Genomic DNA, 13,807 nt, shown 5'->3' on the forward strand with positions numbered 1-13,807 from the left:
TTCGCTTACCAAAATGCGACCAGTAACCCTATCGCTATCACCATGCCAACATAATTGTTGTTAAGGAAAGCCTTAAAGCACAACTCACGCTCACGGTGACGAATTAAGTGCTGCTGATAAACAAACAACGACGCTGCAATCAAAAGGGTCCAGTAGTAACTTTGTCCCAATTGGTAGAACTGCCCTAACCAAACCAACATCGCGAGTGTAATCAGTTGCAACACACCAATAATAAGCTTGTCATGACGACCAAACAGAATTGCCGTCGATTTAATGCCAATCTTTAGATCATCATCTCGGTCTACCATCGCATATTGAGTGTCGTACGCAATGGTCCACAAAGCGTTAATGAGGAACAAAAACCAAACAATCAATGGTAATTCCCCAGTTTGTGCAGCCCACGCCATTGGAATCGCCCAGCTAAAAGCCAAGCCTAAAAATAGCTGTGGAATATGAGTGTAACGCTTCATAAATGGATAGATGAACGCCAACACAATGCCAGCGAAGGATAGCTGAATCGTCAGCGGGTTCATGGTCAGCACTAACAAAAACGAGCTGATACCCAAAACCAAAAATAATCCAATCGCTTCTTTTGCTGTCACTTTCCCTGATGGCAGTGGACGTTGCTTAGTACGCTTTACATGGCCGTCGACTTTGCGATCTGCAAAATCATTAATCACGCACCCCGCACTACGCATTAGGAAAACACCCAATACAAACACGATGAATACATCCCAACTTGGCATCCCTTGGGCTGAGATAATTAGCGCCCAAATCGTTGGCCACATCAGTAACAGTGAACCAATCGGGCGATCCATGCGCATCAGTTGCCAATATGCTTTGGCTTTTTCTGCGGACATTTACACTGTCTCCTTAGCGTAAACTGGTGAATTAGATAAGAATAACTCGGCGACTAGCATCGGTTTGTGATTCATCCACAACCTTGAGCGTCGCGCTAACAAACGTCCTTCTGGTACGGCTACCCATCCCATTTGTAAAGAGTCTCGCTCAACGTTATCTGCGCTGAACACTGTTAATCCTAATGGGATATCCCCTTGTTGAGCCAAATCATACTGCTGATCAACTAAGGTTGAGCGAGGAATCAATGTCCGCCCAATAACCCAGTTATTATTGTCACCGCACAAAATTACCTCTCTCAGTAAGCAATCTTGTTCGGACAATAACTGGCTTTCGTCCTGTTTTAATGTCGCTGCAGTGACGATCTGATTTTGTAGCAATTCTACCGTTAACGCTTGGCAGTGCTGTTTTAAACGACGTGACAAAGACCCTTGCTCTTCAAGCCAATGCTTGGCAAATTCATTTGGAAATTCGAATTCTTCGGGGTTTTGCCACTCTACTTCCAATAAAGAAGCAAGATAGAGTGATGTTGGCTGATTCATACTAGTATTCAATTGGAGGCTTTATGCGTACAATAAAGCAACAACTTACCGTCCATAGTAATGTATGTAACCGTAAGTTCCGTTATTTGTTATAGACGGCCCATTGTATCAAGACTGAAGCGATTCGAATATCGCGATCCAGAGAAAGAAAAGTTAGAAATATGTACAAACGTTATATAGCCCAAATTATTTTTGCGTTAACCATACTATTCGCCGCACCAAGTTGGGCTGAAACGGAAGAAGCTGGACCTAAGTTGGCATACTTTACCCTAGAGCCTGATCTCACTACTAACTTTTACACCAAAGGCAAAAAGTTAGGTTATGTGCAAGTGCGCATCGACATCATGGTAATGAGTCAACAAGATTTATCAGTTGTTGAGCATCACCAACCTTTGATTCGCGATGCAGTGATTGAATTATTGGGTAAGCAAACAGAAGATACGATTAAGTCCCTTTCTGGCCGAGAAGATCTGCGCAAAACTTTAGTGACGACCCTCAACGAAACGCTTTTGCCTGAAACAGGTAAAACCATCATTGCCGATTTGTTGTTTACAAAATACCTTTATCAATAAACCCAAATCCGTTTTGAACATAAAAAAGACCGCTCTTGAGCGGTCTTTTCATTTCATCTGCTTTAGGCTTGCTGTTGGTATTTCATCTTGCCTGAATCAAACAGCGCAATCGCCATCCCCGACAGTAGCCCAACTAAGTGAGCGGTGTTTGCAATCGCCATAAATGGCTGCACAAAACCAAGAACTAACCATACCAACATAAAGACGATGATTGGCTTGGGTAGCGTAAGGCCTAAATGTGGCAAGCGGTAACCCAGTATCCACAAATAACCAAGCAGTGCATAGACCACGCCAGACAAGCCGCCGAAGTTAGCCCCTTCAACATAGAACTGGCCTGCCCCTGAAAGCGCTGCCGACACCACAAAGAGTTGCAATAGCTTACCGGAACCGAGACGACGTTCGATGTCGCCACCCAACTGCCACCACCATAGTAAGTTAAACACGATGTGAGTTACTGAAAAGTGCAGTAACGCATGACTTAGCCATCGCCACACTTGCCATTGTTGCCCCTCAAAAGCCGGGAAGTGCAACAACTTAAACACGCCATTGCCAAAGCCAAACATTTGTAACAAGTAGATGATGATACAGACTGTCATGATCAGCAAAGTCATGGGGCCAGCTTTCGCTTTGACCATGCTTATGATACTCGGGCTGGAATAATGAAATGTGCTCTTACGAGTATCGGCAACGTCCCACGAGGCTGCGCTGTATTTTGAATCAGACGGATTAGCAAGGAACTGCTTAAGTTCGGCTTCCGCTTCTATTTCATGCTGGCTATCAGTCAGCCACAGCGCAAACTGCCCATCTCCTTCTGGCATCATTTCGATGTCAATTTGGCGAGAGGCCATATAATCAATAAAGGCTTGCGCCATACGTGGATTATTTAACGTTACCAATCTCTTCATTAACTTCTCACTATCGGTAGTTCTGCTCGATGCCAGGCTTCAAAGCCACCATCTACACTGTACACCTGTTCAAAGCCTTGGTTAACCAAATATTGCGCTGCACCTTGGCTACTAATGCCGTGGTAACACATCACTAGAATAGGTTGTTCGAACTCCACTTCATCCATAAACGCAACGATCGTATCGTTAGTTAAATGATACGCGGACTCCGCATGCGCAACGGCAAACGATTGAGGGTCACGGATATCTACAAGCTTCGCATCACCCTGCTCGAGCAGCGCTTGCGCACCTTGTACATCGATATGCTTAAACTGATCCATTTACTTTCTCATTGTCTTAATAATATACCCAAGCAACCTCGAACCTAACGTACTAATCAGCACCCGTGGTACAGCATAAAATCCATATTTGAAGTTGCTTGGGTATACTGCCGCTATTGTAACCTATCCAACGGCAAACTTAGACACATGGATAATCAGGGTTTTCAAAAGTGTACACATTCCAACCATTTGTGGATAAAGCTGTGAATTGCGTTGATAAAGTGTATTTGGATCTTTTGATCCACAATATGTAGTGATGATCCTGATCTAACTGTGTGTATATCTATAACTATCCCCAGATGGAAAAGTGCTTGAATCCCTTACTTTGTCCGGGTTTCGAACAGTTGATAAATAATTACTTCACAGAGTTATACACAGGTAGCACATAAAATCCGGATCGCAAACGCTATCGATTTTCGATCGACAATAAAAAAGCCGAGATCACATGATCTCGGCTTTCTATGAAAATCTTACTTTCAATTAGCAGTGGAAATTAAAATTCACCCACGGCCAATTTTAGTTTCTTCATTGCATTTTTTTCTAGCTGGCGAATACGCTCGGCAGAAACACCGAACTCATCAGCTAAGTCTTGCAATGTTGCTTTCTCATCATCTAACCAACGAGAACGCACGATGCGCTGACTACGCTCATCCAAACTCGCTAATGCATGACCCAAGCGATTGTTGGTGTGCATTTCCCAGTTGGCGGCTTCAATGTTGTCGGCCACATCAGACGATTTGTCTTCTAGGTATAGCATCGGCGCTGTGTAAGCGTTTGAACTGTCGTCTTCATCAGTTGGCATATCAAAGGTTGAATCCACCGCCGCTAAGCGTGATTCCATCTCGCGAACTTCAGAAGGCTCAACACCTAACTCGCGCGCAACGGTTTCCACTTCACCGTTGTTAAACCAACCCAAGCGCTTTTTCGACTTACGCAGGTTGAAGAACAATTTACGTTGCGCTTTAGTGGTCGCAATTTTCACGATACGCCAGTTACGTAGCACGTATTCGTGGATCTCTGCTTTGATCCAGTGGACAGCAAAAGAAACCAAGCGAACCCCTACTTCTGGGTTAAAACGCTTAACGGCTTTCATTAGACCGATGTTACCCTCTTGCACAAGATCCGCCATCGGCAAACCGTAGCCAGAGTAACCACGAGCAACGTGAACAACGAATCGTAGGTGCGAAAGAATTAGACCTTTTGCAGCCTCAATCTCACCTTTATAGTGTAATCGTTCTGCCAGCTCACGCTCTTCGTCTGCAGTCAGCATTGGGTAGCTGTTTACTGAGCGAATATAGCTATCAAGGCTATCTTGCGTGACTAGAGCCATCGGATACGCTTCTTTTGTCATTCAATTCCTCATCAATCTCTGATCTGGAGCATTACATTGCAATTTAGCTTCGATATCTTGAACTCAAAATGAACAAGTTTCAAGAAGGGGAAGCAATTATCCATAAACATTTGGTCTAAGCAAGGGTTCAAAATTAGCTAGTGCTAATAAAATCCAAGTAATAAGACCGCCATCACTTAAACTGGTTCAATTTCTTTTAAATGTCGTTGCGCAGAAAAACGCGCCGCAATACATCCCAAAAGACTCCCAATGATGATTAATAACAAAGATTCATCCCAACTTAGACCAATCAGGCGGAACTGGCTATCGTACAACGCAGCAAGGTCTTCCACCGCACTATTCATGACAATGGTCACTAAAGCCGTTACCAACCACGCAATAGTGGCACCTAACACGCCAAACCACATGCCTGTGTACAAGTAAGGGCGCAGAATAAAACTGTCCGTCGCACCGATCAGTTTCATGGTTTGAATCTCTTCTTTATTCGCCAGCACATTAAATCGCAATGTATTGCCAACGATTAAAAATACCGCACCGAGCATCAGTACTGTCAGGGTAATGACAATAATACTCGCGAGAGTTTTGATGGCATCAAGACGCGCCAGCCAGTCTTCGTCAAGTCTCACGTCGGTCACATCTTGTTGCTCTCGAACGTCTTTGGCTAATGACTGAATATCACTTTTTAGCTCCGAATCTGGCGTAATCACCAACACACCAGGTAGCGCATAGCCACTTAAAAGACTGATAGCTTGGTCGAACCCTGCATATTGGCTTAAATCAGATAGACCTTGTTGCGGTGAAATATATTCTACCTCTTTTACCAAAGGCCAAGTTTCAATTTGATCTTTGAGAACCATCACTCGCGCATCCGGCATGCCTTCAACTAAGTAAGCACTAACTTGTGAAGGAGAAGCGACATCTTCCGCTGCCCCCGCAACGTTTTTCCCCAATAGATACAAACAAGCTGGCATGGCAAGTGCCATGGAGATGACCGCTAGGGTCAGAATGTTGCCTAGTGGTCGTTGCCATAAGGCGCTAAAAGAGGATTTAGCTTGTTTTGCGTGGACAGAGAAAAAACCATCGGTATTCGCACGCTTGGCACTACGGCCTTTCCCCTTCTTTTGGGAGTGCTTGTTACCTGCCATAGTCTTCTACCTCACTTAGGAAGCCTTGGTTCAATTCAAAATGACGATACTGTGGGCGAGTGTTTACTAACCCCACATCGTGCGTGGCAAGTAAGATTGTCACGCCCGCACGGTTAAATTCTTCGAATAGACGCAACACACGGTTGGATAATTCTGGGTCAAGGTTACCCGTAGGCTCATCAGCCACCAGCAACGTTGGTCGATTAACCACAGCACGGGCAATACCGACGCGCTGTTGCTCACCACCAGAAAGTTGACTAGGTAGACAACGAGCTTTATCGAGTAAGCCCGTTTTATCTAACGCCGCAGAAACACGTCGTTTGATTTCGTTTTCAGAAATCGATTCGATACGCATTGGCAGAGCGACATTGTCGTACACACTGCGATCCATCAATAGGCGATGATCTTGAAAAACAATCCCAATATTGCGGCGCAAAAAAGGGATGTCTTTGCCTGGAATACGCGTGATGTCGTGGCCATTAAAATGGATTTTGCCATCGGTTGGTCGCTCTATCGCGCAGATCAATTTCAGCAAGGTACTTTTACCAGCCCCGGAATGTCCGCCTAAAAACGCCATTTCACCGCGCCTCAGGTGAAAATCGACTTTTTGCAGTGCTTGTCGACCACCTCGGTAAGCTTTGCTTACTTGCTGAAATTTGATCACCGTTGATTTCCTCTAACTCTTTTTATTCTTCACGACTAAACAGTGCGTCAATAAACTCTTGAGTTTCAAATGGACGCAAGTCTTCGATACCTTCACCCACACCAATGTAACGAATTGGAATACCGAACTGATCAGCAATAGCGAAAATTACGCCGCCCTTGGCTGTACCATCCAGCTTAGTCAAAGTAATCCCGGTTAGAGGGGCAACATCACTGAAAAGTTTCGCTTGGCTAATGGCATTTTGTCCTGTACCTGCGTCAAGCGTTAGCATGATCTCATGTGGTGCAGATTCATCAATTTTCTTCATCACACGTACAATCTTACGCAGCTCTTCCATTAGGTTCGCTTTGTTCTGTAGACGACCTGCTGTATCAGCAATCACCACATCCACACCACGTGCTTTTGCCGCTTCAATCGCATCATAGATAACAGAGGCACTGTCTGCGCCAGTATGTTGAGCAATCACAGGAACATTATTACGTTCACCCCACACTTGTAGCTGCTCAACCGCTGCGGCACGGAAAGTATCGCCCGCTGCAAGCATCACTTTTTTGCCTTGAGTTTGGAACTGCTTCGCTAGCTTACCGATGGTCGTGGTTTTACCCACGCCATTTACACCTACCATCAAGATGACGTAAGGCGTTTTGTTGCTATCGATTTCTAGTGGCTGTTCGACTTTAGAAAGAATCTCAGCCATTTCTTCTTTCAACAAACCATAAAGGGCTTCGCCGTCTTTCAGATCGCCACGTGTGGCTTTTTCTGTCAGGTTGTTGATGATTTTTGTTGTGGTATTCATGCCCACATCAGCAATAAGCAGTTGCTCTTCTAGCTCTTCAAATAAGTCCTCATCGATTTTCTTACCACTGAATAGACCGAAGAAGCCAGCACCAATATTTGCTTTTGTTCGGCTTAGGCTGCGTTTAAGACGAGCAAAAAAGCTTTCTGTTGGCTTTTCTTGTTCTTGAACACGAGGCGCGGCCGATACGACTTCTGGCTCTTCTGCTTCTGCTTCTGCTTCTGCTTCTGCTTCTGCTTCTGCTTCTGCTTCTGCTGGGGCAGCCTCTGATTGTTTCTCTTCTTCTTCAAGTTCTGGCGTTGCTTCCGCTTGCTCAGCAACCGCTTCGGTTTGCTGCTCTTCAGAAGGCGCTTCCACTGCTTCTTCTTTTACTGTTTCTTCAGTTTTTGGTTTTGGGCTTTGTTCTTCGTCACCAAAACCTAGCCACGAAAGTAATCCGCGCTTCTTTTTTTCCGTCATCTGGGGCTATCCTAGATTGTTCTTTTATCTATTAATGACTCTTTTTTGACAAGATTATTATCTGTCTAAAAAAGGCTAATGACAAAGTTCTGAAAACTTTCCGATTAGGTAATTCTAATCTTATTAGTGTTACACTCTGTCATCTTGAATATTCTGGGCTGTATCCAAGCTCCAAGCTTATTGCTTGGGCGATTAGATATAGTATCACTTTATTAGCGGTCAAAAAATCTATGGTAAGACGTCGCCAGCAAAACTCATCACAAAAAAAGCCAACAACGGGCTTTGTTCGCATTATTAGTGGCTTATGGAGAGGCAGAAAACTTCCTGTACACGATGCTGAAGGCTTACGCCCCACGACAGATCGCGTCAAAGAAACGCTGTTTAACTGGTTAGCTCAAGATGTACCACAGGCAAAATGTCTCGACTTGTTTGCTGGCTCTGGCGGCTTGGGATTTGAGTCAGCTTCGCGCCAAGCAGAGCAAGTGACCATGGTTGAGCTAAACCCACAAGCTTTCCAACAGTTACAAAAGAATGTTGCCTCTCTTAACGCGAACAACATCCAAGTGGTAAATACCGACGCACTGAGTTTTTTGAAGCAACCGGGTTCTGCTCACCATGTGGTGTTTATTGACCCACCGTTTCGCAAAGGTCTATTGGATGAGACCGTGGCTCTGCTAGAACAAAATGGCTGGCTCGCGGAAGATGCGATGATTTATATTGAAACAGAAAAAGAACTCAATATTGCCGACTTACCAGAAAACTGGCAATTACATCGAGAAAAAACAGCAGGCCAAGTGAGCTATCGTCTTTACGAACGTACCTCCGCATAACGCCTCGATTTAAAAGGATACTTAAATGAAAGCACTAATTATGCTGGCCAAAGCGGCTATCGCCTTTGTTTGGTTAGTATTAATCCTAAATATTTTTATGCCCTTTCCCGGCAATGCCGCGATTGCGCTATACATCATGACCGCTTTTTTGTTCATCATGCACGGTTTACAAATGGCCATCTTCATTGGTGCATTTGGCGACAAAATAAAAATGAGCAGTTGGGAAAAATATTCAATCCTGATTTTTGGTATTTTTGCCCTACTCGATATTCGTCGTAAACACATGATGTAATCGCTCAGATACGAAAAAGCCGCTCTTGTGAGCGGCTTTTTTTCTGCGTTTCGTTCGTCACCCAATGTAACTTTTTACACCATCCAAGAACATTTGAGTGGAGATCATCACCAGTAACAAGCCCATTAAGCGTTCTACCGCCTTCAAGCCACGTTCACCCAACAAGCGATTAAAGAAGCCATAAAACATCAGTATAAAAAATGTTGCGCCCCACGCAATTACGACTGATGCTGACATTTCCAACATTTTCTCTGGATGTTGCGAAGACAGTAAAAGCAAGGCTGCAATCACTGAAGGGCCCGCGATCATAGGAATGGCCATCGGAACAATAAAGGGCTCCTCGCCTGCTGCCAGTCCAGTGATGCTGCCAGCACTCGGGAAAATCATCTTAATCGCAATAATGAAGAGAATAATGCCACCTGAAATGCTGAGCGTTTCTGGCTGGACATGCAAAAAACTTAAGATGCTTTGTCCTGCAAACAGAAACAACATCAAAATCAGTAAGGCAAACAGTAGTTCACGAATCAATACCTTACGACGACGCTTGGGATCGATATGTTTGAGAATAGACAACACAATCGGCAAGTTACCGAGAGGGTCCATGATTAGAAACAGCATGGTCGCTGCAGAAAGAATGTCCATATTCTGGCCTCACCTCAAAAATGGCGGCCAGTGTATAGCAAACTGACAACATGAGTATATGACTGAGGGCGAAAACACCATAGTCACCCTCGATCTTAGCCGCCGTTTAGTGATTGCAAACTCGCGCCATATTGACCACAAACTTACCTTCAAGCTCACGAATTTTGTCGCGCTTGAGCAAAAATGCTAGTAATGCATCTAAGTCTAGATCATTCAGTTTACAGGTGTGAAAGCGAACGCTAGCACCAAAGTGCTGTGTGAGGGCTTCGCGATCCATTGGTGTTTCTCTAAGTAGGTTTAGCAGCTCGTGAGCATGGATTTCACTCATTATTGACTCCAGTTATTAAGAACAATGCGTTCAGTTTACTGAAATCCTCAAGAGCTGCTTTGACTTAAATTAGTAAATGATTGAGGCAACAATGAGGGCATGAGCAAAAAAGTAACTGCCACTCACCCACAAATAGGCGTGTTTCATCGGTTTTCGATAACCGTGTATCGCGTATGCCAGCGCCGAATAGATCAAAACTAAGGTTCCGCTAAAGCCGATAGCATTGGCGTAACTCGGCACTTGTAACCAAACTTCACCGGCTGCCCAAGCAAGTTGAACCAGCATCATCCCCATGATCACAACAGGGAATACCAGAGAGTCGAGTTGAGGCAGCAACAAAAAGAACGCCACGATACTCGCTGCAAGCAGCAGGGCCAACAGCCACCAGACAATCTCACCATTAAGCTGCACCCAAAATGACTTGCTGTAGCATACCTGGGCAACCAGATAAGCCGTAAAATAGATTAGCTTACGAGTTTTAAACGAGTGCAGCGTATCTGCCACCATAGACACAATCAGCCCACCCGCAATCCAGTAGGTATATGTTGCGGATGCACCTTGAGTTAACACCAACACAAGAAGAAGTAGCAGAGTAAAGATTTTAAACACGAGGGATTGTGTCGGGTTAGCTTGCTTTGCTCCCAACACGGAATACACACCTGATAGCCCTATCGCCAGCCAACTCCACATGCAGTATACACCTTTTACTTAAACTCGCCGCTAGTCTAGGTAGACCAGTTTTGATGTAAAGACACAATCTACGAAAGTTGGATCTCGCTAGCGATTCGAAACATTTTGTAACCCTCAGCCTACGTAATAATAAAGCCGATGAGCCTGAATGATGCCACTAAACATTGGGGCCAAGCTTTGCTCATCAGCCGAACCCATCAAATCACACGACACAATAACCAACGCTTTCTAAAACTATTTAACTGAAAAACAGATAAGTGCTCCAGGTAAGCCGCCATTTCACAAACTGACGATTAAACCACCAGGATGTATGTAATGCAGGCAACAAGAATAAATAACAGACACAAAATAGAAAATAGTCTTAGTAGCGCTCTAAGAGAGGAGAAACCACTGATGACTAGGGGTAAAAACTAAGAAAACCGACCTTAATTCAGTAAAAAAAACATCAGACAAGAAAAGTAAGTCAATGATAAATAAAACCATAATTTCAATAACAGATAAAAGTGCGGACTTCATAAACCATAGAATCACTAAACACTTTTGAAGCCCATATTTTCTCATAAGGTAAGAAAATCTCACTCCATGCTTTCGATTTGACGATGCAACCTCATAGCACATTTTTTAATTTTCTCAATTTTTGAGAAATACAGACAAAATAAACACCCAACATACCACTCGAAACAAAAAACAATTACAAAGCCAACATCACAAACCATTTAACATTATAAAATCATACACTTAAAACAAAAAAGGATAGAAATAAAACAATGTGAACACTTTAAATACAGCACAAAAAACATAGTTTCATTAGTCAGAATCACGTAAAACCAGACAAGTTAAGTGTGGTTTTTGAAAAGATTAACGAGCATATGTTGATCAAACCCCAAAAACAGTGCTATATTAAATTCATCGAGTTCATCAAAGATTAAGGGGTAGTGTTATGATTTCATCTTCTCAAAAACAAGGGCTGGTTATGATTGCAGTGGTTGTGGGTTTAATGACACTGCCAATGATGTACTAACCCAATGATTTAAAATAAAAAAGGACGCAAATGCGTCCTTTTTTATTTATCTGTATAGCTCTACTGAATGTGCTTAGACAAAATATCCCAGTGCATATAGTAGAAACCAAGAGCGGCCAGCGTAATCAACGTCATTAGCAAAATTGCTGTACGCCAAATAAAGCGAGAGCTTCTTGGTGTCAGCTCTTTTTCACAAGCATCACATGCCGCCATAAAGCCTTTACGATCATCCAGCTTGTAATCGTCTTCGTGCACCACTTTGTTACGCACGGTTGCGATGAATCGAAGCTTTGCTATCACGTCATGCGGTAAACGTTCTTCACAACTATTAATAAGTTGGTGCAACCCTTTCCCTTCTGCATGGTACTGAGTACGCAAAAGTTTTTCGATCGTTCGGGTACGCATGACTACTTTTTCAATATCTGACATCGTAACCCTCCTTACCAGACCCTTCCTATGTTCATTATTTTTATTCTTCTATAAATTTAGAGCTTTTTCGAGCCGTTAAGTGCAATTTTACTTTCAATTTGTGCCCTTGAGCTCATATAGCCTAACAAGTGAAAGCCGCTTCGTTCAGCTTTAGTGACTTCGCTTGCAGATGAAGCGACGATTTCATCGTGCATCATTAAGATAAATCGTGAAGTGCGCCGAATAATCTCCATATCCCTTTCATTAGATTATGAATAAGCTACCTCAACTCATCGTTTCGTCAGCGAGTTCTGTAGAATGGGACCCGATAAAACATTGGAGGTTAATATGCCAATCTCACTTATTGTCGCCCTATTCGCCCTTATTGCCTTGGGCGCGTGGGTGTTTTTCCGTTTTTATAGTAAGCACTATGTGGGCGAAGACGCTCCAGAGCAAAGCGCGCAGGTAACGGTTTTAGATAAACAAGCGATAGACATACCAAACGCACCACCAGGTCAAGACGATCAAGAGTATTGGATTTACGTTCAACGTGGTTCTATCGGTCCAAAGCGTGAATTCCAAATTGGAGTGCATTACTACCATGCACTCAACCCTGGAGATAAGGGAACACTGACCTATCGCGGCAACAAGTTCCTTCACTTCGCTATCAAACGTTAAGGCAGTAACCAACGAGTCTTGGCAGAACGAGAAAAGAGATAGCTCATCGCCAAGGCTCCAGCTCCACTTAGAACGATCCAGACTGGAATCACCCACGCAGGATGTCCTGTGTACCAACCGAACTCTTTCATCGGCCATAAGAAAATAGGGTGAAGTAAGTAAATCCCTAAGCTGTGCTGACTGATCACACTAACCACTTTTTGTACTTTTGGTGATAAGCCTTCACCAAAGTAACGCCCGATCATAAAAATCATCGAAGCCGCTAGAATCACATTCAGTGTTTTATAAGAGAGCCAGCGCCCAACCGTATACTTCTCCGCCTCTAAGCTATTTGTCACAACCATCGTAAAGGTCACTGCCAACGCCACGAGCCCTAGCCCAACAAATAAGGTCACCATAGAGCGATTCAAAGGTACCTTTTGAAATAAAACATACCCCAGTGGAAGGTAACCCATATAAAGCCACATCTGATTACTCCAAGGGCCATCAATCTTGAACAAGAACAGTGTGCTGGTGAAAAGCCAAAATGCGAGATAGGTATACAAGACATTGTCATCCACGTTGCGTACCATCCATTGAAACAGCGGAATCACAAAATACAGTGGTATAAAGTAATAGAAAAAGCCGAGATGGTAATACGTTGCGTGGAATGGGCTATTGCTTAATACCTCTTTTACGGTTTCAAAATCAAAGCCTTGAGAAGTCCAACCTGAAAGGTATGCATAAAACATCGACCAAATAAGAAATGGAACTAAAACTTTGCCCAAACGCCTTTTGATATAATACTTACCGTCAAATGGTCGAGTGTCACTGAGCATTAGCGCTCCGGTGATCAAAATAAAAACTGGCACTGCCCAGCGGGTTACGCTATTCACGCCTACCGCTGTCAGCCATTGGTCAAATGGAATCACTCCTAACTCATTTCGATACGGTGCCAAGACGTGAATGGCGATCACTGCTACCGCTGCGAAGCAGCGCAATAAATCAAAAAACAGAACCCTTTCTCTCATACCTTTCCCTACTTTGAGTCGCTTATCGTTTATAGCATAGGGTAAATCTCAACCAGTGAAATGGTTAACAATCTGTTTTTGCTTATTTTTAACTCAACAATGACCTACAACGGGGATTTCATCACCACTCTAATCACTTAACGAGAACCAAAAACCAAGCATCAGTATTCACTCTCGATGCCAAACCGACACAATCTGATTACAGCAAACGGCGCATAAGAAGTAAATTACCACCTTCTAAAGAAGGTGGCTTTGTGTGAGCCCCCTAAAAGGGGGCCTTTGTTTAGTCCAGCGCC

The 13,807-nt window shown here is 43.7% G+C and carries 17 protein-coding genes; 4 read left to right on the forward strand and 13 right to left on the reverse strand.

Annotated elements, in window-relative coordinates:
• Positions 1 to 5: 5 nt before the first annotated feature.
• Together ubiA and R7R24_RS23175 are read right to left on the reverse strand one after the other, a co-directional pair.
• Positions 6 to 860, reverse strand: a complete 855-nt coding sequence (gene ubiA, locus R7R24_RS23170) for a 4-hydroxybenzoate octaprenyltransferase (protein ID WP_005378684.1) — start codon at positions 858 to 860, stop codon at positions 6 to 8.
• Complete coding sequence (locus R7R24_RS23175; RefSeq protein WP_005378686.1) at positions 861 to 1,400, reverse strand: chorismate lyase; 540 nt, start codon at positions 1,398 to 1,400, stop codon at positions 861 to 863.
• Between the two features lie 161 nt (positions 1,401 to 1,561).
• Between R7R24_RS23175 and R7R24_RS23180 the strand changes: the two genes are divergently transcribed.
• On the forward strand, positions 1,562 to 1,972 hold the full coding sequence (locus R7R24_RS23180; protein WP_005378687.1) for a flagellar basal body-associated protein FliL: 411 nt from the start codon (positions 1,562 to 1,564) through the stop codon (positions 1,970 to 1,972).
• Between the two features lie 62 nt (positions 1,973 to 2,034).
• Here the strand turns inward: R7R24_RS23180 and glpG are convergent, their stop codons facing one another.
• The 6 genes from glpG to ftsY form a co-directional block, all read right to left on the reverse strand.
• Complete coding sequence (gene glpG / locus R7R24_RS23185) at positions 2,035 to 2,877, reverse strand: rhomboid family intramembrane serine protease GlpG (RefSeq protein WP_017821294.1); 843 nt, start codon at positions 2,875 to 2,877, stop codon at positions 2,035 to 2,037.
• Positions 2,877 to 3,197 carry a thiosulfate sulfurtransferase GlpE gene (gene glpE / locus R7R24_RS23190; protein ID WP_005378691.1) on the reverse strand — a complete coding sequence of 107 codons (321 nt, stop codon included), beginning with the start codon at positions 3,195 to 3,197 and terminating at the stop codon, positions 2,877 to 2,879. The genes glpG and glpE overlap by 1 nt, the downstream gene beginning before the upstream one ends.
• A gap of 493 nt (positions 3,198 to 3,690) precedes the next feature.
• Positions 3,691 to 4,548 carry an RNA polymerase sigma factor RpoH gene (gene rpoH / locus R7R24_RS23195; RefSeq protein ID WP_005378693.1) on the reverse strand — a complete coding sequence of 286 codons (858 nt, stop codon included), beginning with the start codon at positions 4,546 to 4,548 and terminating at the stop codon, positions 3,691 to 3,693.
• 176 nt (positions 4,549 to 4,724) lie between these two features.
• The gene (ftsX, locus tag R7R24_RS23200) at positions 4,725 to 5,693 is read right to left on the reverse strand and encodes a permease-like cell division protein FtsX (protein WP_005378695.1); all 969 of its coding nucleotides are present in this window, start codon (positions 5,691 to 5,693) and stop codon (positions 4,725 to 4,727) included.
• On the reverse strand, positions 5,683 to 6,357 hold the full coding sequence (gene ftsE, locus R7R24_RS23205) for a cell division ATP-binding protein FtsE (protein ID WP_005378697.1): 675 nt from the start codon (positions 6,355 to 6,357) through the stop codon (positions 5,683 to 5,685). Before ftsE ends, ftsX begins: the two co-directional genes overlap by 11 nt.
• Before the next feature lie 22 nt (positions 6,358 to 6,379).
• The gene (gene ftsY, locus R7R24_RS23210) at positions 6,380 to 7,612 is read right to left on the reverse strand and encodes a signal recognition particle-docking protein FtsY (RefSeq protein WP_262639397.1); all 1,233 of its coding nucleotides are present in this window, start codon (positions 7,610 to 7,612) and stop codon (positions 6,380 to 6,382) included.
• A gap of 230 nt (positions 7,613 to 7,842) precedes the next feature.
• Here ftsY and rsmD point away from each other — a divergent pair, with 230 nt between their 5' ends.
• Entirely contained in the window at positions 7,843 to 8,442 is a 600-nt protein-coding gene (gene rsmD / locus R7R24_RS23215) for a 16S rRNA (guanine(966)-N(2))-methyltransferase RsmD (RefSeq protein WP_005378702.1), read from the forward strand.
• A gap of 25 nt (positions 8,443 to 8,467) precedes the next feature.
• Positions 8,468 to 8,734, forward strand: coding sequence for a DUF1145 domain-containing protein (locus tag R7R24_RS23220; protein ID WP_005378704.1), 267 nt, complete (start codon positions 8,468 to 8,470; stop codon positions 8,732 to 8,734).
• 57 nt (positions 8,735 to 8,791) lie between these two features.
• On the opposite strand, the gene R7R24_RS23225 is transcribed toward R7R24_RS23220, so the two are convergent.
• The 4 genes from R7R24_RS23225 to R7R24_RS23240 form a co-directional block, all read right to left on the reverse strand.
• A complete protein-coding gene (locus R7R24_RS23225) occupies positions 8,792 to 9,376 on the reverse strand; it encodes a YhgN family NAAT transporter (protein WP_005389671.1) in 585 nt (194 codons plus the stop codon).
• Positions 9,377 to 9,482: 106 nt separating this feature from the next.
• Complete coding sequence (locus R7R24_RS23230; protein WP_005378711.1) at positions 9,483 to 9,704, reverse strand: YecH family metal-binding protein; 222 nt, start codon at positions 9,702 to 9,704, stop codon at positions 9,483 to 9,485.
• 69 nt (positions 9,705 to 9,773) lie between these two features.
• Positions 9,774 to 10,394 (reverse strand): lysoplasmalogenase, encoded by a 621-nt coding sequence (locus R7R24_RS23235; RefSeq protein WP_005389670.1) that lies wholly within the window; start codon positions 10,392 to 10,394, stop codon positions 9,774 to 9,776.
• Positions 10,395 to 11,475: 1,081 nt separating this feature from the next.
• On the reverse strand, positions 11,476 to 11,844 hold the full coding sequence (locus R7R24_RS23240; RefSeq protein ID WP_005378717.1) for a hypothetical protein: 369 nt from the start codon (positions 11,842 to 11,844) through the stop codon (positions 11,476 to 11,478).
• A gap of 327 nt (positions 11,845 to 12,171) precedes the next feature.
• Here R7R24_RS23240 and R7R24_RS23245 point away from each other — a divergent pair, with 327 nt between their 5' ends.
• The gene (locus tag R7R24_RS23245; RefSeq protein WP_005389668.1) at positions 12,172 to 12,501 is read left to right on the forward strand and encodes a DUF2500 domain-containing protein; all 330 of its coding nucleotides are present in this window, start codon (positions 12,172 to 12,174) and stop codon (positions 12,499 to 12,501) included.
• On the opposite strand, the gene R7R24_RS23250 is transcribed toward R7R24_RS23245, so the two are convergent.
• The gene (locus R7R24_RS23250; RefSeq protein WP_017636080.1) at positions 12,498 to 13,511 is read right to left on the reverse strand and encodes an acyltransferase; all 1,014 of its coding nucleotides are present in this window, start codon (positions 13,509 to 13,511) and stop codon (positions 12,498 to 12,500) included. The genes R7R24_RS23245 and R7R24_RS23250 overlap by 4 nt on opposite strands.
• Positions 13,512 to 13,807: the final 296 nt, after the last annotated feature.

The organism is Vibrio sp. 704 (genome assembly GCF_033339295.1).

What these genes read in the sequence shown, in the direction of transcription:
- ubiA (WP_005378684.1), bottom strand. Translation starts at nt 860, where the DNA reads ATGTCCGCAGAAAAAGCCAAAGCATATTGGCAACTGATGCGCATGGAT.
- R7R24_RS23175 (WP_005378686.1), bottom strand. Translation starts at nt 1,400, where the DNA reads ATGAATCAGCCAACATCACTCTATCTTGCTTCTTTATTGGAAGTAGAG.
- R7R24_RS23180 (WP_005378687.1), top strand. Translation starts at nt 1,562, where the DNA reads ATGTACAAACGTTATATAGCCCAAATTATTTTTGCGTTAACCATACTA.
- glpG (WP_017821294.1), bottom strand. Translation starts at nt 2,877, where the DNA reads ATGAAGAGATTGGTAACGTTAAATAATCCACGTATGGCGCAAGCCTTT.
- glpE (WP_005378691.1), bottom strand. Translation starts at nt 3,197, where the DNA reads ATGGATCAGTTTAAGCATATCGATGTACAAGGTGCGCAAGCGCTGCTC.
- rpoH (WP_005378693.1), bottom strand. Translation starts at nt 4,548, where the DNA reads ATGACAAAAGAAGCGTATCCGATGGCTCTAGTCACGCAAGATAGCCTT.
- ftsX (WP_005378695.1), bottom strand. Translation starts at nt 5,693, where the DNA reads ATGGCAGGTAACAAGCACTCCCAAAAGAAGGGGAAAGGCCGTAGTGCC.
- ftsY (WP_262639397.1), bottom strand. Translation starts at nt 7,612, where the DNA reads ATGACGGAAAAAAAGAAGCGCGGATTACTTTCGTGGCTAGGTTTTGGT.
- rsmD (WP_005378702.1), top strand. Translation starts at nt 7,843, where the DNA reads ATGGTAAGACGTCGCCAGCAAAACTCATCACAAAAAAAGCCAACAACG.
- R7R24_RS23220 (WP_005378704.1), top strand. Translation starts at nt 8,468, where the DNA reads ATGAAAGCACTAATTATGCTGGCCAAAGCGGCTATCGCCTTTGTTTGG.
- R7R24_RS23225 (WP_005389671.1), bottom strand. Translation starts at nt 9,376, where the DNA reads ATGGACATTCTTTCTGCAGCGACCATGCTGTTTCTAATCATGGACCCT.
- R7R24_RS23230 (WP_005378711.1), bottom strand. Translation starts at nt 9,704, where the DNA reads ATGAGTGAAATCCATGCTCACGAGCTGCTAAACCTACTTAGAGAAACA.
- R7R24_RS23235 (WP_005389670.1), bottom strand. Translation starts at nt 10,394, where the DNA reads ATGTGGAGTTGGCTGGCGATAGGGCTATCAGGTGTGTATTCCGTGTTG.
- R7R24_RS23240 (WP_005378717.1), bottom strand. Translation starts at nt 11,844, where the DNA reads ATGTCAGATATTGAAAAAGTAGTCATGCGTACCCGAACGATCGAAAAA.
- R7R24_RS23245 (WP_005389668.1), top strand. Translation starts at nt 12,172, where the DNA reads ATGCCAATCTCACTTATTGTCGCCCTATTCGCCCTTATTGCCTTGGGC.
- R7R24_RS23250 (WP_017636080.1), bottom strand. Translation starts at nt 13,511, where the DNA reads ATGAGAGAAAGGGTTCTGTTTTTTGATTTATTGCGCTGCTTCGCAGCG.